This is a genomic window from Flavobacterium anseongense, assembly GCF_021608185.1.
Taxonomy (GTDB): Bacteria; Bacteroidota; Bacteroidia; order Flavobacteriales; family Flavobacteriaceae; genus Flavobacterium; species Flavobacterium anseongense.
This window is the reverse complement of record NZ_JAKIHN010000002.1, coordinates 257,946-280,544: the sequence shown is the minus strand read 5'-3', so window position 1 is coordinate 280,544 and position 22,599 is coordinate 257,946. Positions and strand designations below refer to the sequence as shown.

The 22,599-nt window shown below is 34.8% G+C and carries 27 protein-coding genes; 5 read left to right on the top strand and 22 right to left on the bottom strand.

The features are described from left to right. Window positions 1–46: 46 nt before the first annotated feature. On the bottom strand, window positions 47–571 hold the full coding sequence (locus L1S35_RS04300; protein WP_236396959.1) for a DUF8685 domain-containing protein: 525 nt from the start codon (window positions 569–571) through the stop codon (window positions 47–49). A gap of 225 nt (window positions 572–796) precedes the next feature. Here L1S35_RS04300 and L1S35_RS04295 point away from each other — a divergent pair, with 225 nt between their 5' ends. Beyond that, complete coding sequence (locus L1S35_RS04295) at window positions 797–2,053, top strand: YncE family protein (RefSeq protein WP_236396957.1); 1,257 nt, start codon at window positions 797–799, stop codon at window positions 2,051–2,053. Here L1S35_RS04295 and L1S35_RS04290 read toward each other — a convergent pair. From L1S35_RS04290 to L1S35_RS04280, 3 genes are all read right to left on the bottom strand, one after another. Then, entirely contained in the window at window positions 2,050–2,520 is a 471-nt protein-coding gene (locus tag L1S35_RS04290; RefSeq protein WP_236396955.1) for a hypothetical protein, read from the bottom strand. The two genes, L1S35_RS04295 and L1S35_RS04290, sit on opposite strands and share 4 nt — an antisense overlap. Window positions 2,521–2,524: 4 nt before the next feature. After that, window positions 2,525–3,493, bottom strand: a complete 969-nt coding sequence (locus L1S35_RS04285; RefSeq protein ID WP_236396954.1) for a YitT family protein — start codon at window positions 3,491–3,493, stop codon at window positions 2,525–2,527. A gap of 78 nt (window positions 3,494–3,571) precedes the next feature. After that, window positions 3,572–4,102, bottom strand: a complete 531-nt coding sequence (locus L1S35_RS04280; protein ID WP_236396952.1) for a hypothetical protein — start codon at window positions 4,100–4,102, stop codon at window positions 3,572–3,574. Between the two features lie 187 nt (window positions 4,103–4,289). Between L1S35_RS04280 and yaaA the strand changes: the two genes are divergently transcribed. Continuing rightward, the gene (yaaA, locus tag L1S35_RS04275) at window positions 4,290–5,048 is read left to right on the top strand and encodes a peroxide stress protein YaaA (RefSeq protein ID WP_236396950.1); all 759 of its coding nucleotides are present in this window, start codon (window positions 4,290–4,292) and stop codon (window positions 5,046–5,048) included. A 30-nt stretch (window positions 5,049–5,078) separates the two neighbouring features. Here yaaA and L1S35_RS04270 read toward each other — a convergent pair whose 3' ends face one another. The 11 genes from L1S35_RS04270 to L1S35_RS04220 all read right to left on the bottom strand — a co-directional run bounded on the left by L1S35_RS04270 (window position 5,079) and on the right by L1S35_RS04220 (window position 14,081). After that, a complete protein-coding gene (locus L1S35_RS04270; RefSeq protein WP_236396948.1) occupies window positions 5,079–5,429 on the bottom strand; it encodes a coiled-coil domain-containing protein in 351 nt (116 codons plus the stop codon). 371 nt (window positions 5,430–5,800) lie between these two features. Further along, window positions 5,801–6,562: a tryptophan synthase subunit alpha gene (gene trpA, locus L1S35_RS04265; RefSeq protein WP_236396946.1), complete on the bottom strand. Its 762-nt coding sequence runs from the start codon at window positions 6,560–6,562 to the stop codon at window positions 5,801–5,803. Between the two features lie 2 nt (window positions 6,563–6,564). After that, entirely contained in the window at window positions 6,565–7,752 is a 1,188-nt protein-coding gene (trpB, locus tag L1S35_RS04260) for a tryptophan synthase subunit beta (protein ID WP_236396944.1), read from the bottom strand. A 3-nt stretch (window positions 7,753–7,755) separates the two neighbouring features. Next, a complete protein-coding gene (locus L1S35_RS04255) occupies window positions 7,756–8,382 on the bottom strand; it encodes a phosphoribosylanthranilate isomerase (protein ID WP_255700826.1) in 627 nt (208 codons plus the stop codon). Next, a complete protein-coding gene (trpC, locus tag L1S35_RS04250) occupies window positions 8,382–9,167 on the bottom strand; it encodes an indole-3-glycerol phosphate synthase TrpC (RefSeq protein WP_236396942.1) in 786 nt (261 codons plus the stop codon). Before trpC ends, L1S35_RS04255 begins: the two co-directional genes overlap by 1 nt. After that, complete coding sequence (trpD, locus tag L1S35_RS04245) at window positions 9,164–10,162, bottom strand: anthranilate phosphoribosyltransferase (RefSeq protein ID WP_236396940.1); 999 nt, start codon at window positions 10,160–10,162, stop codon at window positions 9,164–9,166. Before trpD ends, trpC begins: the two co-directional genes overlap by 4 nt. After that, window positions 10,159–10,728, bottom strand: a complete 570-nt coding sequence (locus L1S35_RS04240) for an anthranilate synthase component II (RefSeq protein WP_236396937.1) — start codon at window positions 10,726–10,728, stop codon at window positions 10,159–10,161. The genes trpD and L1S35_RS04240 overlap by 4 nt, the downstream gene beginning before the upstream one ends. A 2-nt stretch (window positions 10,729–10,730) precedes the next feature. After that, window positions 10,731–12,125: an anthranilate synthase component I family protein gene (locus tag L1S35_RS04235; RefSeq protein WP_236396935.1), complete on the bottom strand. Its 1,395-nt coding sequence runs from the start codon at window positions 12,123–12,125 to the stop codon at window positions 10,731–10,733. 262 nt (window positions 12,126–12,387) lie between these two features. Next, window positions 12,388–12,954, bottom strand: coding sequence for a YceI family protein (locus tag L1S35_RS04230; protein ID WP_236396933.1), 567 nt, complete (start codon window positions 12,952–12,954; stop codon window positions 12,388–12,390). A gap of 23 nt (window positions 12,955–12,977) precedes the next feature. After that, a complete protein-coding gene (locus L1S35_RS04225; protein WP_236396931.1) occupies window positions 12,978–13,610 on the bottom strand; it encodes an NAD(P)H-dependent oxidoreductase in 633 nt (210 codons plus the stop codon). 12 nt (window positions 13,611–13,622) lie between these two features. Next, window positions 13,623–14,081: a MarR family winged helix-turn-helix transcriptional regulator gene (locus L1S35_RS04220; protein ID WP_236396929.1), complete on the bottom strand. Its 459-nt coding sequence runs from the start codon at window positions 14,079–14,081 to the stop codon at window positions 13,623–13,625. Window positions 14,082–14,249: 168 nt separating this feature from the next. On the opposite strand from L1S35_RS04220, the gene L1S35_RS04215 reads away from it, so the two are divergent. Genes L1S35_RS04215 through L1S35_RS04205 form a run of 3 tightly spaced genes read left to right on the top strand, consistent with a single transcriptional unit; the run spans window position 14,250 to window position 16,548 of the window. Beyond that, complete coding sequence (locus tag L1S35_RS04215; protein WP_236396927.1) at window positions 14,250–14,570, top strand: rhodanese-like domain-containing protein; 321 nt, start codon at window positions 14,250–14,252, stop codon at window positions 14,568–14,570. A gap of 9 nt (window positions 14,571–14,579) precedes the next feature. Further along, window positions 14,580–15,884 carry an NAD(P)/FAD-dependent oxidoreductase gene (locus L1S35_RS04210; RefSeq protein ID WP_236396926.1) on the top strand — a complete coding sequence of 435 codons (1,305 nt, stop codon included), beginning with the start codon at window positions 14,580–14,582 and terminating at the stop codon, window positions 15,882–15,884. Window positions 15,885–15,888: 4 nt separating this feature from the next. Continuing rightward, window positions 15,889–16,548, top strand: coding sequence for a M15 family metallopeptidase (locus L1S35_RS04205; protein ID WP_236396924.1), 660 nt, complete (start codon window positions 15,889–15,891; stop codon window positions 16,546–16,548). On the opposite strand, the gene L1S35_RS04200 is transcribed toward L1S35_RS04205, so the two are convergent. The 7 genes from L1S35_RS04200 to tsaD all read right to left on the bottom strand — a co-directional run bounded on the left by L1S35_RS04200 (window position 16,545) and on the right by tsaD (window position 22,499). Then, complete coding sequence (locus tag L1S35_RS04200; protein ID WP_236396922.1) at window positions 16,545–17,114, bottom strand: hypothetical protein; 570 nt, start codon at window positions 17,112–17,114, stop codon at window positions 16,545–16,547. The genes L1S35_RS04205 and L1S35_RS04200 overlap by 4 nt on opposite strands. 3 nt (window positions 17,115–17,117) lie before the next feature. Further along, window positions 17,118–18,296: a THUMP-like domain-containing protein gene (locus L1S35_RS04195; RefSeq protein ID WP_236396920.1), complete on the bottom strand. Its 1,179-nt coding sequence runs from the start codon at window positions 18,294–18,296 to the stop codon at window positions 17,118–17,120. Between the two features lie 78 nt (window positions 18,297–18,374). Beyond that, complete coding sequence (locus L1S35_RS04190; protein ID WP_236396918.1) at window positions 18,375–19,334, bottom strand: zinc metalloprotease; 960 nt, start codon at window positions 19,332–19,334, stop codon at window positions 18,375–18,377. Between the two features lie 196 nt (window positions 19,335–19,530). Beyond that, a complete protein-coding gene (locus tag L1S35_RS04185; RefSeq protein WP_236397298.1) occupies window positions 19,531–20,169 on the bottom strand; it encodes a DUF4159 domain-containing protein in 639 nt (212 codons plus the stop codon). Window positions 20,170–20,176: 7 nt separating this feature from the next. Continuing rightward, window positions 20,177–20,884, bottom strand: coding sequence for a 16S rRNA (uracil(1498)-N(3))-methyltransferase (locus L1S35_RS04180; RefSeq protein ID WP_236396915.1), 708 nt, complete (start codon window positions 20,882–20,884; stop codon window positions 20,177–20,179). Between the two features lies 1 nt (window position 20,885). After that, window positions 20,886–21,458 carry a hypothetical protein gene (locus tag L1S35_RS04175; protein ID WP_236396913.1) on the bottom strand — a complete coding sequence of 191 codons (573 nt, stop codon included), beginning with the start codon at window positions 21,456–21,458 and terminating at the stop codon, window positions 20,886–20,888. A gap of 18 nt (window positions 21,459–21,476) precedes the next feature. Then, a complete protein-coding gene (gene tsaD / locus L1S35_RS04170; RefSeq protein WP_236396911.1) occupies window positions 21,477–22,499 on the bottom strand; it encodes a tRNA (adenosine(37)-N6)-threonylcarbamoyltransferase complex transferase subunit TsaD in 1,023 nt (340 codons plus the stop codon). Window positions 22,500–22,599: the final 100 nt, after the last annotated feature.

Below are 22,599 nucleotides of genomic sequence, written 5' to 3'. Positions count from 1 at the left end.
AAAGTAAGCAATAAATGAGATTAGGAACTTCAAATAACGTTAAAGTTTATTTACTTTTTTCGCCAACAAAATAATCGCTTTGCGATTTGAATAAGACATTGAAAGTCGTCAAACTGCCATAAATACGCGTGATGTATTGTTGAAGTTCTACTTTTTCTATTTCTTCCAGATTACTTGCGTTGATTTTTTGTTCCATAACACGCAAACGATCACGAAGCATTACAATTTTATGAAAAAAGACATCTATCGGTACATCTTTGTGAGCCAAGCCGGCTTGTCCCGGTTCTAATTTCATGTTGCCACCTTTCCATTTGTCGCCAATGGCAACCGGTTCTCCGAGTCCGTTCCATTTTTTTAAGATAGAAAGAAGACTTTGCTCTACGTCGTAGAAACTAATGGTGTCAACTTCGTTTTCTGCTGCTTCGATTACTTCAAATTCACTATCGATTGCGATGGTCTCTAAACCACCGTCGATAAAAGTTACCCAATAGTCTTTTGAGGAAACGTTAGTTACAACGCCTTTACCGTATTCGGCATGATTTATTCTGGAACCAATTCCTAGTAGTTTCATATATTATATTATTTTATGTTAGTTTTTGATACTGAGTAATAAGGCGAACTAAAGTTCGCATACCTGACTGCCACTGGCAGTCCTCCTCTTAATATCAAATCTAGTAGTTTTATATGTTTGTTTATTAAGCCACTAAAATAGAAATTTGTAAGGAATAAAAAAACGTCAAACTGTAATAAACAAGTCATTCCTGCGTCAAACCTGAAACCATTTAAATTCAATCAAATGAAATATTGGAATTTGTTTTTGATTTTAGTTATGCTAAACGCAACATTTAGTGCCGCTCAGACACAAAGTGAAATCTATAACTCCAGTGTCAAAGCTTACGAAAGTAAAGACTATAAAACTTTTTTGCAGCTTACACGAAAATTAGACAGTCTTCGGCCTTTTCATCCAACTTATACCTATAATTTAGCTTCGGCCTATGCTTTGAATGACAATACGGAAAATGCATTGATTACATTGCAAAAAATGGTTTTAATGAATAATACTATCGATTTTGAAAAAGATGACGATTTCAAATCATTGAAAGAAACTGAAGAATTTAAATCAGTTGTTGCACTAAAGAATACTCAAAATGATGTTATAGCCACTTCTAATCCAATTATAACATTAAGTGAAAAAGAACTGCATCCCGAAGGTTTGACTTATTTGGGAAAGTCCAAAACATGGTTGGCATCAAGTATCAGAAAAAGAAAGATAGTGGCTTTTGATATTAAAACGGGGCAATGTAGGGATTGGCTTATAGACAATAAAATGCTTGCTGTTTTAGCTTTGAAAGCAGATAGTAAAGAAGAATTTCTTTGGGTTGCCACAGCAGCATTCCCGGAAATGGAAAACTTTAATAAAAGTATGACTGGCGAAGCCGAAGTTTTGAAAGTTAGTATTAAAACTAAGCAAATAGTAAATAGGTTTGCAATTCCGGGAAACCATGTTTTTGGCGATTTGATTTTAGGTAATAATGATGTTGTTTATGTTTCGGATAGCGGTAAACCAATACTTTATAAAATAGAAAATGATGTTCTAACCGAATTTGTTTCGTTTGAAAAAGATGGATTTAATCTGCAAGGATTGGCATTCAATAATAATCAAAGTAAACTCTTTATAGCCGATTATTTAAAAGGAGTTGCGGTTATTGATATGCAAACCAAAACCAAAACCTGGCTTACTTTTCCTAAAAATATAGCATCCAAAGGAATTGACGGATTGGTGTTTTACAACAATACTTTAATAGCTATACAAAACGGAGTAAAGCCGATTAGAATTACTGCATTGAAACTCAATTCGGAACAAAATCAAATCAGCAGTTTCAAAATACTTGACAATAACAGACCTGAGTTTGATGAACCTGCCTTAGCAACTGTAGTTGGAGGCAAAGTATATTTCTTTGCCAATTGTCCATGGAAAGCTTATGATAAAAATGGTGTTTTGGATGTGAATAAGGTTAGTAATCCGATACTTTTTAGTTGTAAACTGAATTAGTTATCGTAAGCAGAGCTGCAGTCTACTTTAACTAATGACACCCCTGAATCAAACTTAACTTTAGTAACATCTTTAAAATGAGTTCCGTCCGGAGTCATTTCGCCATAGCCAAGAATTGCTTTATCATCATTTAACTCAAAGGCAACCTGTCTCTTACTTGTTTTACCTTCTGAGCGAAAAGTATAATCTGCAATAAGAATTTGATCTGTAAGTTTACCTATAATAAATCCATTATTGCTATCCTTTTCAGCAAAAGCAAAATTTAATTTTCCGGTTACGCTGTCTGAATCCAACATATAGTGTAATTGCAATTCAATTTTATCGCCTTTCAAATCATAGGTATAGCATTCATTGTTTGATGGAGATTTCATTGGTTTTTCAATAACTTTAGTTGGAGTAACAGTTTCCTTTTTGCAACTTATAAAAAGCGTTAAAAAAGCAATTGAGAATAAGATTCTTGATTTCATACTATTAATGTTTTAGAGGTCTTTTTTTAATCATGCCGCCTTTGGTGTCTTTGATACTGTTCATTACAACAAAAGCAGTTGGCTCTATTTTCTCGATTTCGGTGTTGAGTTTGTTGAGTTCTAATCGGGTGATTACGGTGTAAATAATATCAACTTCTTTGGTTTCCCCACGTTTACCGTAGCCGCCTTTTCCGCTGTAAACGGTTACGCCACGTCCCATTTTTTCAATAATCATTTGACGCATTTTTTCGCTGCGTGATGAAATTATGGTTACGCCAATATATTCATCAATACCTTCAACAATAAAGTCGAGTGTTTTGGAAGCGGCCAAATAAGTTATCATGGAATAAAGTGCTATTTCTATACCCAAAAAATAAGCGGCAGCTGAGAAAATAATTACATTAATTACGACGATAATATCTCCAATTGTTGTTCCAAATTTTCGACTGAGATAAATAGCCAACACTTCTGTACCGTCAATGACTGCACCGCCTCTAACAGATAGTCCAATACCGGCACCGAGAAAGAAACCTCCAAAAACGGCAACCAGTAAGTTATCTGTGGTAACATCAGGGAAATTAACGGTTGCCAAACAAACCGAAAGTCCGGTGATGGCTAAAGCGGTCTTAACAGCAAATGCCTGCCCCATTATTCGGTAACCCAAAATGATAAAAGGAATATTAACGCCAATGATTAAAAAATAGAGTGGGATTGAGGTTAACGCCGAAACAAGTAACGAAATTCCGGTTGCGCCACCATCAATAAAATGATTTGTTAACAAAAAACCTTTGAAGCCGAATGTTGCAGAAAAAATTCCTAATGTAATTAAAAAGAAATCTTTAACATGGCGTTTAGCCAGAATCACAAATTCACGATAGCCTTTGGCTAAAGCATAATTTGAATATTTTGTACTTTTCTTTTTAGGCTTTTTGAGTATGGTTCGGATTACTATTTTCTGCCAAAATGAATTCATATGATTGTTGTTTTTAGATCATTTAACTATTGGTCAATATACAACAATTTGCCCGAATTGCAAGCTTTAACTTGCTTTTTACAAAGGCTTCGGAGTAACTTCTTTAGTGGAGATGGCAGAAACTTTGTTATCAGTATTAATGGTCACAAAGAGTTCTCTTTTATAAAGTTTCTTTTCATAATTGATGTTGTAGCGAAAAGTATATTCATCGGTAATCTTGTTACGTGTTATATCAATCAGATTAATCCCCAAAAACCTTCCGTTTCTTTGATTAATTTTTTGGCAAATAGCCGATATTTTTTCTTTAGTAGCATTTTGTCGAACCTTATCAGTAGCTTCGGTAGCGTTGAACCCCTTAAATCTCGAGATATTGCAGGTTTCCAATAATCTTGTTCCCAAATCGTCAGCGCGTTTTTTCTTAGCGACTTCTACTTCGTTTGGTTTTACTAAGGTAATATTATTTTCGACAGCTGCTTTTTTGCTTTTACAGGCAACAATCAGCAACACACAGCAAAACAAAATAATTCTTTTACTCATTCTTAAATATCTTTGTTGGTATTCGTGACCCGAGCCTGAAAGGCGAACTGATGTAATAATCTTCGATTTCATGAGATTTAAGTTTAGCAAGTATTAAAGATTTAATCTATACAAAATTAGAATGTCGTTTGAGTTTGGTCGTTATAAAATTTTGCAGAATGCTTATAAGATTTGCCAATAGGTTCATCGGAATAATTCATTTCAGCGTATATGGTTTTCAATATTGAATTTGTATTTTTGGAAATCTAATATTCATCAAATGAAAATCGTCATATCGCCTGCCAAATCGTTGAATTTTGAAAAAGAATTGCCTACAACTACTTTTTCGGAACCACAGTTTTTAAAGCAAGCCACTACCATTCAAAGAACCTTAAAAAAGAAAAAGCCAAAAGCGCTATCCCAACTTATGGATATTTCTGAAAAACTGGCGGAACTGAATTGGCAACGCAATCAGGATTGGAATACGCCTTTTACAACGGAAAACGCACGCCAAGCGGTTTATGCTTTTGATGGCGATGTTTATTTGGGTTTAGATGCCTATAGCTTACCATTGGATAAATTAGAAGTGCTGCAGGATAAACTCCGAATTCTGTCGGGTTTGTATGGATTACTAAAACCATTAGATTTGATACAGGCATATCGATTGGAAATGGGTACTTCACTGCCTATCGGAAAAAATAAAAATTTGTATGAGTTTTGGAAAAAGACCATTACCAAAGAACTAAACAGCGAATTGAAAAAAGGAGAACTGTTTATCAACTTAGCAAGTAATGAATATTTTAGTGCTGTTGATGCGAAGGCATTGAAAGTTCCTGTAATCACACCGGAGTTTAAAGATTACAAAGACGGACAACTGAAGATGATTAGTTTTTTTGCCAAAAAGGCGAGAGGCATGATGGTGCGTTATATCATTGATACCAATGCAGAAACTATCGACGACCTAAAAGGATTTAATTATGAAGGCTATGCTTTTGATGCGAATTTGAGTACAGGGAATACCTTAGTGTTTACCAGATAAAAAAAAGCCTCAATTTATTGAGGCTTTTTTTTATTTCAAATAGAAATACTCTTCATATTCCATGTGGGTTTCTCGGGTTACTTTGCGTTGGTCTCTCGCCAATTCTCTCATAGCTTCTACACCTTTCTTAGCACAACGCTTTATTTTAGTCAATCTTGATGAAAAGTCTATTAATCTATTGGCATCTTCCGGGCTGAGTTTTGTTTTTAATTCATCCACAAATGAAGTGAACTCTTTAACGACTTCACGATTCTCATCATAATCAGTTTTCAAATCGTCTAACAACTCGTCGATTTCCTTGCTGATTTCCTTGCAATGGTCTTCACTTTTCTTGTGAAGCTCTTCGATGATTTTCTTTTGATTCTTACCAAAAAGTCCCATGATACTTTGATTTAAAAGGTTGATGTTTAACAGCTAAACCAAATTTAAGGAATTGTTTTTAGAAAATCTATAAATTGTTAATAACTTGAAAAATAGTTAATTAGTAAATAGCTTCACTCAAATCAACTTTGCTTTTTCCTTTTTTTTGCCATCAGTAAAAACCGAATGCTAAATAGAAATTACAATTATACAGTAAAGAAAAATGCCATATGACAATACAGAACTTTGTTTGGTAATACCAAAATCTAAAGTAGCGCCAAAGTTTTAACTTTAGTACTGCTTTTTAATATAAAATCACAAAACTATCGCCATAGATAAATACTATAGTAAATATTTATAAAATTAATTATCAATACTATATGTAAAATTATCTAAAGCAAATTTTGGATGAATACAGAAATGTTTACTATTGGATTGTTAGCAATAAATTGAATAAAACTACTGCCAATAATAGCTCCTTTTTGATGTTTTACAGCTTGTTGAAAAGTAGTTTTGTTGCTAATTCCGAATCCAACTATTTGTGGATTTTTTAAATTCATGGACGCGATTCTTTCAAAATATGCCAATTGATTGTCGTCAAAACTATCTCTGCTTCCCGTTACACTAGAACTGCTAACCATATAAATAAATGCATTCGAATTCTCATCAATCAAACGGATGCGTTCTTCTGATGTTTGAGGCGTAATCAGGAAAATCATTGCAATGCCATAATCTTCAAAGAGCTGTTTGTGTTCTGAAAGGTATATTTCTAATGGTAAATCCGGAATTATTAAGCCGTCAATGCCAATTTCGCGACATTTTTTCAGAAAGTTTTCAATTCCAAATTGTAAAATCGGATTGAAATACCCCATGATGATTAACGGAATTTCTACGGTTTCCCGAATGTCTTTGATTTGTTCAAACAAAATTTCGGTTGTCATTCCATTTTTTAAAGCTTGTGTAGAGCTGGCTTGTATGGTTGGTCCGTCGGCTAAAGGGTCGCTAAACGGCAAACCGATTTCAATCATATCAACATTATTTTTGGCTAAGTTTTCAATTAAACTTTTAGTGTCGTTTAAATTAGGAAAACCTGCTGAAAAATAAATAGATAGTATTTTTTTATTCTCTGATAATTTGTTTTGAATTCTATTCATTTTTATAAGTTAAAATAGTTGATATACGTATTCAGATCCTTATCGCCACGACCAGACAAATTAATCACAACAACATCTTCGGGCTTGAATTTCTTTTGATGTAAAACTGCCAAAGCATGTGAGCTTTCAATCGCCGGAATAATACCTTCGGTTTTGGCTAATGCTATTCCGGCTTTCATCGCATCATCGTCAGTAATAGCAATAAATTCGGCTCTTTTGGTTTCAAACAAATGCGAATGCATTGGTCCAACACCGGGATAATCCAAACCTGCCGAAATAGAGTAGGGTTCAGTGATTTGTCCATCTTTGGTTTGCATCAAAAGCGTCTTGCTTCCATGAATAACGCCGATCTTTCCAAGAATAGAAGTTGCAGCGCTTTCTCCGGAATCAACACCTTTTCCGGCTGCTTCTACAGCGATTAGTTTTACGTTTTCATTATCTAAAAAATGATAGAAAGCTCCGGCTGCATTGCTTCCACCACCAACACACGCAATTACATAATCCGGGTTTTCTCTATTTTCGTGTTCTAAAAGCTGTTTCTGAATTTCCTCTGAAATCACACTCTGAAACCGCGCCACCATATCTGGATACGGATGAGGTCCAACTACAGAACCAATGATATAAAAAGTATCAACTGGATTGTTAATCCAATCGCGAATTGCTTCATTCGTTGCGTCTTTTAAAGTTTTAGATCCAGAAGTTGCCGGACGCACTTCAGCTCCAAGCATTTTCATTCGGGCTACATTTGGAGCTTGGCGTTCAATATCAATTTCTCCCATGTATACAATGCATTGCAAACCCATAAGCGCACAAACTGTCGCAGTTGCCACGCCGTGTTGCCCTGCGCCGGTTTCGGCTATTATTCTGGTTTTCCCCAGTTTTTTGGCTAACAAAATTTGTCCAATGGTATTATTGATTTTATGTGCGCCGGTATGACACAAGTCTTCGCGCTTTAAATAAATTTTGGTATTGAACTGTTCCGACAATCGCTTGGCAAAGTACAATGGCGTTGGTCTGCCTACATATTCTTTTAAAAGCGAATGAAATTCTTCCTGAAATGAAGGTTCGGCTGTTGCGGATAAATACTGTTGACGTAATTCCTCTACATTCGGATATAGCATTTCCGGAATGAATGCACCACCAAACTCGCCGTAAAATCCTTTTTCGTTTACATTGTAACTCGTTTTCATAGTTTATTCTTTAAAAGCGTTTATAAGCTGGTTTGTTTTTTCTGTTGATTTTAATCCTGGTGATAGTTCTAGTTTACTGTTACAGTCGATTGCGATACAGTTTTTGGAATAGTCTTTTGATAGAAATGATTTTACTTCTTCGATATTTTCTGCTCCAATTCCACCACTTAAAAAATAAGGCTTATCCAAATGATAGTTTTCTAAAACTGACCAATCGAAAGTAATTCCATTGCCGCCGTAATTTGTTCCTTTAGTGTCAAAAAGAAAGTGATCGCAATAATTAGTATAATTGTTTAAAGTATTAAAATTAAATTGGTTATCAATACTAAATGCTTTGATTACTTTAAATTTATTTTGTAGTAACAGATGACAAAATTCGGGACTTTCATCTCCATGTAATTGAACCAAATCTAATTCATGTTGTTTTACTTTTTCCTGAATTATTTCAAACGATGCATTGACAAAAACGCCCACTTTTTGAATGGATTTATCAATGTTTGGAATTGTATTTTCAAAATTACGCGGAGACTTTTCATAGAAGATGAAACCCAAATAATCAGGCTGCAACTCAACAATTTCACTTATGTTTTCAGTGAATTTCATACCACATATTTTGATTTTGATTGCCATTATCCTTTTAGTTGATTGATAAATTGCTCCAGACTTTTCCCTGGATTGTCGGTTTTCATAAAGTTTTCACCAATCAGAAAGCCTTCAAACCCGTAGCTTCTCAGTAATTTTATGTCATCAGTTGTGGTTATTCCACTTTCGGAAATTTTTACAAAGTTGTTCGGAATATGGTTTGATAAATCGATGCTGTTCTGCAAACTCACTTCAAAGGTTTTCAGGTTTCGGTTGTTCACGCCAATCAAATCAAGACTTGGCATGATGCTTTTATCTAATTCTTCACGATTATGCACTTCCAATAAAACTTCTAAAGCCAATGAATGCGCAAACTCTGAAAGTTGTTTGATTTCATTTTTGGATAAAACGGCTGCAATCAGCAGTATAGCATCAGCACCAAAGGCTTTGGCTTCCAATAACTGATATTCATCTACAATGAATTCTTTTCGCAATAACGGAATTTGAACAGCAGCTCGTGCTAAAAGCAAATCTTCCAACGAACCTCCAAAATACTGCATATCGGTTAAAACAGATATCCCGGAAGCGCCTCCGTTTTCATAACCTTTCACGATTTCTTCAACTGAAAAACTGCTATTAATTGTAGCTTTTGAAGGCGACCGGCGTTTGTGTTCGGCTATAATTCCGAATGGCGAATTGACAATCGACTTGCTCAAAGAGTTCGTTTTTTTGTTGAACAAATCAGCGTTTTCCAATTGCGCAACCGAAACCACGGCCTTCTTTAAAGCTATTTCTTTCTTTTTACTGGCGATTATTTGATCTAAAATACTCATGAGTTTTGACTGATTTGTTGCAGTTTTTGTAGTTTCTCTAAGGCTTTTCCGGATTGTAAACTTTCTTTAGCTTTCGCAAATGCATTAATTATAGATGAATTCTCAACTGTTGCAATCGCTAACGCAGCATTGGCACAAACCACATTTTGTTGGGCTTCAGTTCCTTTTCCGGAAATAATATTCATGAAAATATTAGCTGATTCTTCAATGGTTTCACCGCCTTTTATTTCTTCAAAATATAGTTTGGACAATTGATAATCATCAGCATTGACAATGCTTTCGGAGTTTTTGGTAATCATCTTGGCATCGGCAGTTAATGAAATTTCGTCATAACCATCCAAAGCGTGAAGAATCGTATAATTTACATTCGTATTTTGATACAGATATGCATACATACGAGCCAATTCCAAACTAAAAACACCTACCAATTGGTTCTTTGGAAAGGATGGATTTACCATAGGTCCAAGCATATTAAAGAACGTTTTAACGCCAAGTTCTTTTCGAATCGGACCAACGTTCTTCATTGCCGGATGAAACAAAGGTGCGTGAAGAATGGCAATATTCGCTTGGTCAATACATTTGGCTAAGAAATCTTTTTCATTGCTGAATTTTACGCCCAAAGTTTCCATCACATTACTCGAACCTGAAATGGAAGAAACTCCATAGTTTCCATGCTTGGCAACGTGAATTCCGCTTCCGGCAACAACAAAGGAAGCCAAGGTTGAGATGTTGAACGTATCTTTTCCATCGCCACCGGTTCCGCATAAATCGATGGTATTGTAGGCTGAAAAGTCAACGGGAATGCAAAGCTCTAAAAGTGCTTCGCGAAAGCCGGAAAGTTCTTCAATGGTAATGTTTCGCATCATATAGACTGTCAAAAACGAAGCAATCTGACTCGGATTGTATTGTCCCGAGGAAATGTTAACTAAGACTTCTTTGGCTTCTGCTTTTGAAAGCGTTTCGTGATTTATTAATCGGTTTAAAATTGTTTTCATGAGTTTACCCAATTTTCTAAAATTTGTTTGCCAAAAGGCGTCAGAACACTTTCAGGATGGAATTGCACACCTTTTACGTCTAATGTTTTGTGGCGTAATGACATGATTTGTCCGTTTTCATCTGTTGAAGTGATTTCCAAAACAGCAGGGAAATCAGCATTGGCAACCACCCAGGAGTGGTAACGTCCGACTTCAAAATCATTTGGCAAACCATTAAAAAGCGTTTCGTCTATAACAGATTGCGTCACTTTTGTAGCAACACCGTGATATACTTTATCAAGGTTTATAAGGCTTCCGCCAAAGACTTCTCCGATGGCTTGTTGACCCAAACAAACACCAAGTATGCTTTTGCTTTCGGCATATTTTGAAATCACAGCTTTTAGCAAACCAGCTTCATCCGGAATTCCCGGACCAGGCGAAAGGAGAATCTTGTCGAAAGATTGTAATTCTTCCAAGTCAAATTCGTCGTTTCTGAATACTGTGACTTTTGTATTCAAATCTTCCAGATAATGAACGAGATTGTATGTAAAACTATCGTAATTGTCGATGACTGCTATCTTCTTCATAACTATATTGTTTCTGCTAATTCGAGTGCTTTGTTGAGAGCTCCTAATTTATTGTAAACTTCCAGCATTTCGTTTTCTTCTGAGGAACTTTCTACGATTCCGGCGCCAGCCTGATAATGCAGTTGATGATTTTTGGAAAGGAAAGTTCGAATCATAATCGCGTGATTAAAATTGCCTTCAAAATCCATGAAACCAATGGCACCACCATAAAATGTTCGGTTTGTGTTTTCGATTTCTTCTATCAATTGCATTGCTTTGTGTTTTGGTGCGCCGCTTAAGGTTCCCGCGGGAAAAGTATTAGCAACTAACTTCATCGAACTTCCGGTTAGTTTTCCGGTGACTTTGGAAACCAAATGAATGACATGAGAAAAGAATTGGACTTCTTTGTATTTTTCGACTTTTACCTCAGTGCAATTTCTGCTTAAATCATTTCTGGCCAAATCAACTAACATAACATGTTCGCTGTTTTCTTTGGCGTCTTCGGATAATTTTTTAGCTAATTCGGCATCCTGTTCATCGTTTCCTGTACGTTTAAAAGTTCCGGCGATTGGATGAATTTCGGCATGCTTATTTGAAATTACGAGTTGTGCTTCGGGCGAAGACCCAAAAATCTTGAAATTTCCATAATCAAAAAAGAACAAATAGGGTGAAGGATTAATATTTCGCAAAGCTCTGTAAACATTAAATTCATCACCTTTAAAAGCCTGTGAAAATCGACGTGACAAAACCAACTGAAACACATCGCCACGATGACAGTGTTTTTTGGCTAAAGCCACATTCGATTTAAATTCGGCATCAGTTAAATTGGAAACCGAATTTCCTTCTTTGGTAAAACGGTAACTCGCAAAGGTTTTGGTTTGCAATAGTTGTTCAATTTCCTTGATGTTATTGCTGTTATCAATGCTGTGGCAAAAGATATACGCTTCGTTTTTGAAATGATTAATAGCAATAATGTTTTGGTAAACCGCATAATACAAATCGGGAATCGCCAAATCATCGGTTCTTTTTTGAATACTTATTTTTTCGAAATATTGCACCGCATCGTAGTTGATATAACCAAACAAGCCATTGTTGATGAACTTGAAGTTATTCTTTTCGGGTTGGAATTTAGAAGCGAATTCTTCAATAATCTTCGGCACATTCACGGAAGTGGAAATGGCAATTTTATCTGAAGTTCCATCAGGAAAAGAACTCACAATGCTATTATTTTCGATTTTTATCGAAGCGATAGGATTGCAGCAGATATAGGAGAAACTATTGTCGGCAGTATGATAATCGCTACTTTCTAACAAAATGCTATTCGGAAACTTATCCCGAATTTTGAGATAAATGCTTACCGGCGTAATCGTGTCGGCGAGGATTTGTTTGTGCTGTGTATGTAATTTAAACTGTTGCATGTTCAAAGTTGTTTAAATGAAAAAAGACCTGTCGTGAATGACAAGTCTTTTATATTATTTGGATAAATGATACCAATAACGGACTACTTCACGACGACTGACGTAAACTATTCCACCACCAAGTATTATTTAAAACGTTTTTCATTTTTGAATTTGTATTTAACAAATATAGGAATGTGTTTTTAATTTCCAAACAAAAAATAAAAAAAACCTCTCTCGTTCTAAAAACGAGACGAGGTTTTTCATAGCAATAGTTCCCTTTTTAGAACTGTAGGTTTACAGTTAAGTCGAAATCATCATTGATAGCTTTGTCTCCAATGCTTTCAAAGAAGCTTTTAGAACCGTATTTGATATCGTATTTAGTTCTGTCAATTTTTACCAATGTTGAAGCTGTATTTCCTTTTACAGCCAAATCAAAAGTTACCGGATTTGTGATTCCCTTGATAGTTAAATCAGCAGTTACTGTATAAACTCCGTTTGCTTTTGCAGCAATTTTTTTGAATACTAAAGTCGATGTTTTGAATTTTTCTGTGCTAAAGAAATCTGGAGATTTTAAATGTCCGTCTAATTTTCCTTTCCATTCACCTGATAAATCAGTAGTATTTACAGAAGTCATGTCAACTGTGAAATTTCCACCAGCCACTTTTCCTTTTTTGAAAATTAGAGTTCCATCTTGAAAATTAACTGTTCCCGAGTGTTCTCCGGTTACTTTTTTAGCGTTCCAGTTGATGGTGCTTTTCTCTACGTTGATTTTTTTACTTTGTGCTGTAGCTATTGTTGTTCCGAAAGCTACTACTAATGCGATTGCAATTGTTTTTAAATTTTTCATTGTTTTTAATATTTAAGTATTGATTATAAATTGATAAATAATTCTTCGTTTGATTTGCGCACTTTAACATAGTGTTGGGTTGCATCTTCTTCATGACGGTAACCAACAGTTGCTATTAAAGAAGCGTTTAGTCCTAATTTGTCCAGACCAAGGATTTCGTTAACTTTTTCAGGTTCAAATCCTTCCATTGGTGTTACATCAATGTTTAATTCGGCTGCAGCATTTAAAAGATTGCCCAAAGCTAAATAGGTTTGTTTAGCTGTCCAAGTATTTCTTTTCTCAACCGGAAGTGTTGAAATTTTTGATTTCATAAAATCACCATATCCTTGTATGGCTTCAGCCGGAATTCCTCTGGTTTCTGAAATATTCTCCAAATAAGTGTCAATTTGAGCATCACCAAAGTCAGTAATATTTGCAAATATTAATAATTGAGAAGCATCTACAATTTGCGACTGTCCCCAAGCTGCCGGTTGCAATTGCGCTCTTAATTCGGGATTGTCAATAATTAAAACTTTGTATGGTTGTAGCCCATAAGACGAAGCTGATAAACGAATCGCTTCTTTTAAAGTTTCTAAATCTTCTGCTGACACTTTTTTTGTAGCATCAAATTTTTTGGTGGCGTAACGCCAGTTGGCGTTTTTTATAAAATTTGTCATAGGTGTAATTAATTATTTTAATGTTCTGTATTTTTCTAATAAGGTATTCAATTGTTCCAACTCGGCTTGAGTTAGGTTTTTGGCAAAAAGTTGTTCGTGCTCCAGTACAAATGGATCTAATTCATTTAGAACATCTAATCCTTTTTGTGTAATCATGACTTCTATTTTTCTGCGGTTATCAGGGCAAACTTCACGAGTTACAAAATCCTTTAAAAGTAATTTGTCTATCAGTCGGGTAGTGTTGCTGTTTTTGGCTAACATTCGTTCCTGAATGATGCACATATTAGCAGGACAACCTTTTTGACCCCGTAGTATCCTCAAAACATTATATTGTTCTCCCGATAAATCATAAGGCTTCATTATTTCGGTAAACTTGTCATTGATAACGTTTTGGGTAAACATAATATTTAGTATGACTTTTTTGGAATCATCTAATGTTACTGTTGATTTTATCACGTCTTCTATTTTCATAATTACCAGTACAATATTTGTAGATACAAATGTATAACATATTTTTATTTGTATATACAAATGTTTGTTATTTTTTTGTTAATTTTTTAGTAGAGTAGAAGTTTGCTCTTTAATCAATGGGATTTAAATTAACAATAAAGTATATTTGTTATTCAAAAATTAGAAGCGATGAATTTATCACAAGAAGAATGGAAAACAAAATTAGAAAACGATCCTAATGCGGTTATCCTGGATGTTAGAACAGAAGAAGAGTGGAATGAAGGAATTATTCCGAATGCCGTTTTAAATGATATATATAAGGGTCAAGGTTTTATTTATAAATTAGACGAATTAGACAAAACCAAAAACTATTATGTCTATTGTAAAGCAGGTGCAAGAAGTGCGCAGGCATGTGCCATTATGAACCAAATGGGTTTTGAAAACACTTTTAATCTGGAAGGCGGATTTATGAAATGGAAAGGCAATGTTGCTTTTCGAGATGAAAATTAAACAAGTCAAATGAACATTCCAACTTCAAAAAAACCTCGTGTTGTTATTATTGGTGGCGGTTTTGCCGGAATAGCAATTTCCAAAAAACTTCGAAATAAGAATGTTCAGGTGGTACTGATCGACAAACACAATTACCACACCTTTCAACCTTTATTATATCAGGTGGCCACGGGCGGATTAGAAGCCGGTTCGATTGCTTATCCGATTCGGAAAGTCATTCAGGAGTATAATGATTTCTTCTTCCGATTGACATCCGTCAAGGAAATTGACACCAAAAACCAAACAATAATTTCCGAAATTGGGGATTTGAATTACGATTATCTAATCATTGCTACGGGTTCCAAAACTAATTATTTTGGCAATAAAGAAATCGAACGCTATTCGATGTCAATGAAAACCATTCCACAATCGTTAAATATTCGTAGTTTGATTTTGGAAAATTTTGAACAAGCGGTTTTAACAACAAATGAAGCGGATAGAAATACGTTAATCAATTTTGTTTTGGTTGGAGCCGGACCAACAGGTGTAGAGCTTGCCGGAGCTTTGGCCGAAATGAAAAAAGCCATTCTTCAAAAAGATTATCCCGATTTGGATATCGATAAAATGGAAATTAACCTTATTCAAAGCGGTGACCGGATTTTGAATACAATGAGCGAGAAATCATCGCAAGCGGCTGAAAAATTTCTACTGGATTTAGGTGTGAAAATTTGGAAAAATGTTCGCGTAACCAATTACGATGGAAGAACGATAAGCACCAATACCGATTTAAGCTTTGATTCTGCTACTGTAATTTGGACAGCCGGAGTTCAAGGAGCTAAAATTCCCGGATTAGATGCTAAATCGTTAGTTGAAAAAGTAGAACGAATTAGGGTAAACCAATACAATCAAGTGGTTGGTTATAGCAATGTTTTTGCCATTGGTGATATTTGTTCGATGGAATCAGAGGACTATCCGCAAGGGCATCCTATGATGGCGCAACCGGCAATTCAGCAGGGAAAATTATTGGGAGAAAACCTGATTAAACTTATTCATAAAAAACCAATGACGCCTTTTGAATACAATGATAAGGGTTCGATGGCAACCATTGGCAGAAATTTGGCAGTTGTCGATTTACCGCATTATCATTTTAGTGGCATTTTTGCCTGGTTTGTATGGATGTTTGTGCATTTGTTTTCGTTGATTGGATTCAAAAACAAAGCTGTTGTTTTCCTCAATTGGGTTTATAATTATATTCGTTTTGACCGCGAAGGACGATTAATCATCAGACCATTTAAAAAGAAAAGTTTTATTACGTTTACGAGTGATGAAGTTTAGAATTATGAAAAAGATAATTTGTTTGTTGCTGATTGGTTTATTGTTGTCCTGCAAATCAACCTATCTTGATTCAAAAAAATCACCAGCTTTACTAGATATAACTAAGGAAAATGACAGCAATGCTTTTGTCAATCTTAGAAATTACAGCAGCGATTTTGTGTTTGATATGAAATATGCCACAGCTGATAATTTCCTCAAAGAAAAAGTATATCCTTGCGATGAATGTTTCCTTCGGGTGAAAACTGTGAAGGCTTTATTGGAAGCCAATAAATCGTTTTTAACTAAAGGCTTCAGAATAAAACTCTACGATTGTTATCGGCCAAAAGCTATTCAGAAAAAGATGTGGAAAATCGTCCCTGATGCTAATTTTGTAGCCAATCCGAAGAAAGGTTCGATTCACAATCGTGGTGGTGCAGTCGATATTTCACTGGTTGATTCGCTTGGTGTAGAAGTAAATATGGGAACCAAATTTGATTTCTTTGGAGAAGAAGCCAGCCATAAGTATCAAAACCTTTCAGAAGAAATTTTGGCTAACAGAAAGTTTCTAAAAGAAATTATGCTGCAGCACAACTTCAAATCATTTGATTCAGAATGGTGGCATTATAATTTAAACGGAAGTAATAAAGACGAAGTTTCTAACCAGAAATGGCGTTGCGCTGATTAATTTTCAACACACTTTAGATAGTTGATAAAGTAACTTTCGGGTTGATAGGTCTTTTTGTCGAGCTCGGCCGTGAATTCTGTTTTAAAAGGATAATCAATTGTTTCTCCGGCAAATTTTATTCTCATAAAGGTTACAGGCGATACTTTTAACTCATCAAAATTTTCTTTTGAGAACACAAATGAACCTATCATAATTCGGCTATTTAGACTACTTTCATTTTGAATTAAAGTGCCGCAAGTATCATTTCCTACATAAAGCAAAGTCACAATTTTACCATTATTTAATTGCAAATAAATGCGTGAACTTGAATTAAAACAATAAGCGTTAACAAAACCGCTGCTTCTTCTTAGTATTTGTGTTTCAAGGCTTAAAATGTTGTTGTTGTTTGCTAATGAAAAAAAGATATCTGTAGAATTGCCTGCAAAGCTTCTCTCAAAAATGATGAATTGTTTGGTTGATTTATAAGTGCCTAAACTATCGCTAACATTGGTATCTATTTCGCATGGCTTTTGAGCAAATGCAATTAGGTCGGTAAAAAGAAATAGGGCTAAAATTATCTTGTTCATTATCTATTTTAATTTGGCGCAAAGTAAAACTATTTTATTATTATTTGCATCAGTTGTAAAAAAACAATACATAGTTCCACCATCTTTAATTTTCCATTTTTTGCGAATGTTTTCTACCGTTTCCGGAAAATTCCGTGTAGTAATGTTGGCTTTTTTGTTTTCTAAAAATGATTTCATGTTTTGTTTGTTGTACTCAAAGCTGTTTTCAATTTCAAATACTCTTCCCGGAAAATCAATCAACATATCCGAAGTGAATAAATGCGAATGCTGGTGCAGTTTTTCAACATTAAAATTTGCCGTAATTTCATCAAATCCACCCGATTTCATTATCGCAGCATTAGGTTCGTAAACATATTTTTTAGGCAGACTATAATTTGAAATGAATGAATTTCCGAGTTCAAAAGTAAATGTTTCTGTTGTATCTTTTGTCAGGTTGCAGCTAACGATTTGAATGTTTTTATAATAATCCTTTTCTAAAATCCAAAGCAGTTCCTTCACTTCATTTTCAAGCGCAACAATGTGAATGACTTTTACGCTTTTCAATTCGGATAATCCGGCAGTAATATCAAGAATTGGAGCAGTTTTAATTATGATGTTATTGGCAGATTCAAAATAAAAATCAAGCAATTCAGGAACATTTGGCAAGCAATCTTTAAGCATAAATACTTTGCCTTTAACATCATTTCTTCGGGAAGGATCAATATAAATCCAGTCAAATTTTCGATTTAAATTAGCCAGAATTTCAGTACTATCGCCAGCAAGACATTCAATGTTTTGTATTTGTAATAGTTTAAAGTTATGAGCCACAATTTTGGATAATTCAGGATTGATTTCGCAATGCGTAACCTGATTTACTTTTTTGGAAAAATAGAAATCATCCACACCAAAACCACCCGTCAAATCAATAAGCTTATCCCCGGAAACCAATTGTGATTTGTATTCCGCTGTTTTTTCGGAAGACGTCTGCTCCACCGAAATTTTACTTGGATAATAAATATTCGAAGTGTGAAACCAGGTAGGAAGTTTGGTTTTGGCTTTTTGTTTGGCTGCAATTTGATTTAGAATTGTTGTCCAATCCACATTTGAAAATTTGTTTTTCAGCAACGCCAATTTAGATACATCAGCATTTATATTTGAAGCAATAAACTCTTGAATTTCTTCCGATAAAATGGATTTATCCATGGGTAATAAATTTCATTAAAAATAAAAAAAAAACTCGCCGATGAAGACGAGTTTATATCAAATTTATATAAATAATTATTATGGTTGTGCAAAAGAAAATCTCGCTCCACCAGAAACAAAGATGGCATCCATACGGGCTTTTTGACCAACAGAGAACATATACATTCCTCTGTCATCAGTATAATCCATATAATTCATGGTCATTTCAACCGGAGTTCCTGAACAAGTGCTGTAATGTGGATAAGTTGGGTTGCCATAATTTGGTGCGTTATGCGATGGCGTATCAGCAACTAAATCATTTCCACAGGTTGCATCTCCCCAAATGTGACGAAGATTTAACCAGTGACCCACTTCGTGAGTAGCCGTTCTTCCTAAGTTATAAGGATAGCTTGAACTCGAATTGCTGTAAACACCAAAATACAATGGGTCAATCACAACACCATCAGTAGCTGATGAACCACCAGGAAACTGGGCATAACCTAAAATTCCGCCACCAATTTTTCCTACCCAAAAGTTTAATTTTGTGGTTGGACTCGTTGGATCTAATCCACCTTGTTTCGATTTTTTAATAGCATCTCTTGTTCCCCAAGAAGATTTGGTAGTTGCTTTTCTGATAACCTGATCTAAAACAAATGAGATTCCAACATTTGCTTTTACACCGGCAAATAAAGTCGGAACTTGATTGTAATCGGAGTTTTGAGCATTAAAATCTTTATTTAAAACATCAATTTGAGATTGAATCTGAGCTAAAGAAAGGTTTTCAGCGGTTGTTCTGTATAATACATTTACCACAACCGGAATTTCAATTTTGCCATTTACCAAACGATATTGGTTTGGGTTTCGTAAAGCATTTTCAGTAAACTCTTCGATTTGATTCATCTTCACAGCCAGTTCCGGATTTTCTTTTAATTGTCTTTCCAGTACTTCCTGAGAAGCACAGGCTCTTTTTGATGCTTTAGCCGTAGTTTGTGAATCATCTTCTTTTTGGCAGGAAAACATCGTAAGCATAACGGCTAACGACAAACAGATTTTTTTCATTTTTATTTGGTTTTTTTCCGTTGCGTTCCAAACAGTTCGGCTTCGCCTCGGGTGGTTAATTAATTAGCACAATTTTAGGAAATAATTTAGCAGTTTGCTAAAAAAGTAAGGCTACTTTTCAACAAATCGATGAACAACATCATTTTTTATAATTTGCTAATTATTTAATCAAAAATGAGAGAAAAAAACTATATGTTTAATTATTGAAGATGTAGTTCAAAATATTAGCACCCATTTTCAATGCTTTTTCGCGCACTTCTTTTGGGTCATTGTGAACTTCAGGATCTTCCCAACCATCGCCCAAATCACATTCAGAAGTGTAGAGTAACACTAATCGGTTGTCTACAAAAATTCCAAATGCTTGTGGACGTTTGCCATCATGCTCATGGATTTTTGGTAATCCATTGGCAAAAACATTTGGTTTTTGAAAAATAGGATGATTTGCCGGTATTTCGATTAAATCATTGTTAGGAAAAATACGTTTTATTTCTCTGCGTATGTATTGATCCATGCCATAATTGTCATCGGCATGAAGAAATCCACCGGAAAGTAAATAGTTTCTAAGGTTGATGATTTCGGCATCGCTAAAAACGACATTGCCATGACCGGTCATGTGCACGAAAGGGTAGGAGAAGATTTCAGAACTTCCGGGTTCAACTGTGGCTGCTTTTGATTTGATATTAGTATTAATCGTTTGATTCGAGTATTTTATCAAATTGGGTAATGAAGTTGGATTGGCATACCAATCGCCACCGCCACTGTATTTTAGCAATGCAATTTCCTGGGAAAAGCTTACTGCTGAAATCAATAAAAAAAGATAAGTCAGTTTTCTCATAAATTCGTTATGCTTCATTCTTAAAAACTACACTATGACAAGCTACTATTGCTGCGGTCTCTGTACGTAAACGTGTTGTTCCCAAAGATACAGGAATAAAATTAGCAGCAATAGCCTGTTGGATTTCTTTAACAGAAAAATCGCCTTCAGGACCAATGAGTATGGTTACATCTTCATTGGGTTTTAATTCATTTTTCAACGATTTCTTAGCTGTTTCCTCGCAATGCGCGATGAACAATTGTCCGGAATTTTGAGTTTTGACAAAATCTTTAAAAGAGATTGGTTCGTTTAATTTTGGTAAATAATAATGCAAAGATTGCTTCATAGCTGATTCTAAAATCTTCTGAAATCTATCTATTTTGATTACCTTTCTTTCGGAATGCTCACAGATAATTGGTGTGATTTCCTGAATTCCAATTTCGGTAGCTTTTTCTAAAAACCATTCGTAGCGTTCGTTCATTTTGGTTGGCGCAACAGCTAAATGCAAATGGAATTTTGACGCTTGCTGTTTTTCAAAAGAAACAATTTTTACGGTACATTTATTATCTGAAGCAATGGTAATTTTGGTTGTAAATAAAAAACCTAAACCATTTGTAACGTGTAAAATATCGCTTTCTTTTTTACGAAGTACTTTAATTATATGTTTGCTTTCTTCTTTGTCAAAAACAAAGGAAGTTTGGGTTTCAGTGATATTTGGATTGTAGAATAGTTGCATTTTAATATGTAGGTAGTCCTAATTTTCTATATTTTTCTAATTCTTCCCAACGGGCTGGATCAATTTCTTTCCAAAAGTGCTCATAAAAGTCTTTTTTTCGTTTGTCGTTTGTATGTATCATATTTGAAAAATATTCAATAAGTTTTGATTTATATTCTGAATTAGCAGTTAATAAATCTTTGTTATTTTCATCAAAAACTAAAACAGAAGTATTTATTGTTTCTAAACCTTCATATCCTCTTGTAGCGACAGTAAATTTGGTTGTATCGTTAGGAAATAGCCTAACTCTTTGCCACAATAAAAATGGTGTTTTACCATCGGGGTGAATTGTTTGATGCCATTTCCCAAATCTATCAAACATTCCTTTGTCTAAATAGAAAGCAGTTCGAACACATAAAAATTTAATTTCATTTAACTCTATTGTATCATTTTTTATGACGGTCTTAAATTTATCTTCCAAAATGCTTTCATAATTATTTTCATCCATAGACGGACACTTACTGTAAGGTATTTGTTTTGTCGAAGAACAAGATAACAAAATAGCTAGAGCAAAAAATAGTAATGCATTTTTCATGAGATCTAAATAAAAAAATTAAAACTCTATCCTCGCTTTAGAAACCACATCAGCATTCGAAAATTTATCATGTAAATATTTTTGATAACCCACAATTCCAATCATTGCCGCATTGTCTGTAGTGTATTCAAATTTTGGCACAAAAGTCTTCCAGCCGTATTTGCTTTCAGCATCATTCAACGTTTGGCGAATACCCGAATTTGCAGAAACACCACCACCAATCGCAATCTGATTGATACCTGTTTCGGCCACAGCCAATTTCAATTTATCCATTAAAATTTCGATAATCGTATGCTGTACGGATGCGCAGATGTCGGCTTTGTTTTCTTCGATGAAGTTTGGATTTTCCAATACATTTTTTTGAACAAAATAGAGTATCTGAGTTTTTAAACCAGAGAAACTAAAGTTCAAACCCGGAATTTTAGGTTTGGTAAACGGATATTTTTTGGGATTACCTTCTTTGGCAAATTGGTCAATCAATGGTCCGCCGGGATAAGGAAAGCCTAATATTTTTGCAGTTTTGTCAAAAGCTTCACCAACAGCATCGTCGGTAGTTTCGCCAATAATTTCCATATTGAAAAAGTCATTGACTTTGACAATTTGTGTATGTCCACCGGAAATGGTCAATGCCAAAAACGGAAATTCCGGTTTGTCAAAACCTTCCTCGTCAATAAAATGAGCCAGAATATGAGCGTGCATATGATTCACCGCAATCAACGGAATTCTCAAAGCCATAGCCAATGATTTGGCAAAAGAAGTGCCTACTAAAAGTGAACCCATCAATCCGGGACCTTGTGTAAAAGCAATGGCTGACAACTTATTTTTAGTGATGTTAGCTTTCTTTAAAGCCACATCAATTACAGGTACGATATTCTGTTGGTGTGCTCTAGAAGCCAGCTCAGGAACCACACCACCATATTCTTCATGAATGTTTTGTCGGGCAACTACATTCGAAAGCACTTTATCATTTCTTAAAACCGCAGCAGCAGTATCGTCACATGAACTTTCAATAGCCAGTATAAAAACTTCTTCGGTATGCATAAAAGGCGCAATTTTTGATTTATATTTGACAGTCGATCTAAGAAAATCAAATGTAAAGATTTTTACAAAGGTAATTTTCTTTCCCAAGTCAAAATAATAA

What these genes read in the sequence shown, in the direction of transcription:
- L1S35_RS04300 (WP_236396959.1), bottom strand. Translation starts at nt 571, where the DNA reads ATGAAACTACTAGGAATTGGTTCCAGAATAAATCATGCCGAATACGGT.
- L1S35_RS04295 (WP_236396957.1), top strand. Translation starts at nt 797, where the DNA reads ATGAAATATTGGAATTTGTTTTTGATTTTAGTTATGCTAAACGCAACA.
- L1S35_RS04290 (WP_236396955.1), bottom strand. Translation starts at nt 2,520, where the DNA reads ATGAAATCAAGAATCTTATTCTCAATTGCTTTTTTAACGCTTTTTATA.
- L1S35_RS04285 (WP_236396954.1), bottom strand. Translation starts at nt 3,493, where the DNA reads ATGAATTCATTTTGGCAGAAAATAGTAATCCGAACCATACTCAAAAAG.
- L1S35_RS04280 (WP_236396952.1), bottom strand. Translation starts at nt 4,102, where the DNA reads ATGAAATCGAAGATTATTACATCAGTTCGCCTTTCAGGCTCGGGTCAC.
- yaaA (WP_236396950.1), top strand. Translation starts at nt 4,290, where the DNA reads ATGAAAATCGTCATATCGCCTGCCAAATCGTTGAATTTTGAAAAAGAA.
- L1S35_RS04270 (WP_236396948.1), bottom strand. Translation starts at nt 5,429, where the DNA reads ATGGGACTTTTTGGTAAGAATCAAAAGAAAATCATCGAAGAGCTTCAC.
- trpA (WP_236396946.1), bottom strand. Translation starts at nt 6,562, where the DNA reads ATGAATAGAATTCAAAACAAATTATCAGAGAATAAAAAAATACTATCT.
- trpB (WP_236396944.1), bottom strand. Translation starts at nt 7,752, where the DNA reads ATGAAAACGAGTTACAATGTAAACGAAAAAGGATTTTACGGCGAGTTT.
- L1S35_RS04255 (WP_255700826.1), bottom strand. Translation starts at nt 8,382, where the DNA reads ATGGCAATCAAAATCAAAATATGTGGTATGAAATTCACTGAAAACATA.
- trpC (WP_236396942.1), bottom strand. Translation starts at nt 9,167, where the DNA reads ATGAGTATTTTAGATCAAATAATCGCCAGTAAAAAGAAAGAAATAGCT.
- trpD (WP_236396940.1), bottom strand. Translation starts at nt 10,162, where the DNA reads ATGAAAACAATTTTAAACCGATTAATAAATCACGAAACGCTTTCAAAA.
- L1S35_RS04240 (WP_236396937.1), bottom strand. Translation starts at nt 10,728, where the DNA reads ATGAAGAAGATAGCAGTCATCGACAATTACGATAGTTTTACATACAAT.
- L1S35_RS04235 (WP_236396935.1), bottom strand. Translation starts at nt 12,125, where the DNA reads ATGCAACAGTTTAAATTACATACACAGCACAAACAAATCCTCGCCGAC.
- L1S35_RS04230 (WP_236396933.1), bottom strand. Translation starts at nt 12,954, where the DNA reads ATGAAAAATTTAAAAACAATTGCAATCGCATTAGTAGTAGCTTTCGGA.
- L1S35_RS04225 (WP_236396931.1), bottom strand. Translation starts at nt 13,610, where the DNA reads ATGACAAATTTTATAAAAAACGCCAACTGGCGTTACGCCACCAAAAAA.
- L1S35_RS04220 (WP_236396929.1), bottom strand. Translation starts at nt 14,081, where the DNA reads ATGAAAATAGAAGACGTGATAAAATCAACAGTAACATTAGATGATTCC.
- L1S35_RS04215 (WP_236396927.1), top strand. Translation starts at nt 14,250, where the DNA reads ATGAATTTATCACAAGAAGAATGGAAAACAAAATTAGAAAACGATCCT.
- L1S35_RS04210 (WP_236396926.1), top strand. Translation starts at nt 14,580, where the DNA reads ATGAACATTCCAACTTCAAAAAAACCTCGTGTTGTTATTATTGGTGGC.
- L1S35_RS04205 (WP_236396924.1), top strand. Translation starts at nt 15,889, where the DNA reads ATGAAAAAGATAATTTGTTTGTTGCTGATTGGTTTATTGTTGTCCTGC.
- L1S35_RS04200 (WP_236396922.1), bottom strand. Translation starts at nt 17,114, where the DNA reads ATGAACAAGATAATTTTAGCCCTATTTCTTTTTACCGACCTAATTGCA.
- L1S35_RS04195 (WP_236396920.1), bottom strand. Translation starts at nt 18,296, where the DNA reads ATGGATAAATCCATTTTATCGGAAGAAATTCAAGAGTTTATTGCTTCA.
- L1S35_RS04190 (WP_236396918.1), bottom strand. Translation starts at nt 19,334, where the DNA reads ATGAAAAAAATCTGTTTGTCGTTAGCCGTTATGCTTACGATGTTTTCC.
- L1S35_RS04185 (WP_236397298.1), bottom strand. Translation starts at nt 20,169, where the DNA reads ATGAGAAAACTGACTTATCTTTTTTTATTGATTTCAGCAGTAAGCTTT.
- L1S35_RS04180 (WP_236396915.1), bottom strand. Translation starts at nt 20,884, where the DNA reads ATGCAACTATTCTACAATCCAAATATCACTGAAACCCAAACTTCCTTT.
- L1S35_RS04175 (WP_236396913.1), bottom strand. Translation starts at nt 21,458, where the DNA reads ATGAAAAATGCATTACTATTTTTTGCTCTAGCTATTTTGTTATCTTGT.
- tsaD (WP_236396911.1), bottom strand. Translation starts at nt 22,499, where the DNA reads ATGCATACCGAAGAAGTTTTTATACTGGCTATTGAAAGTTCATGTGAC.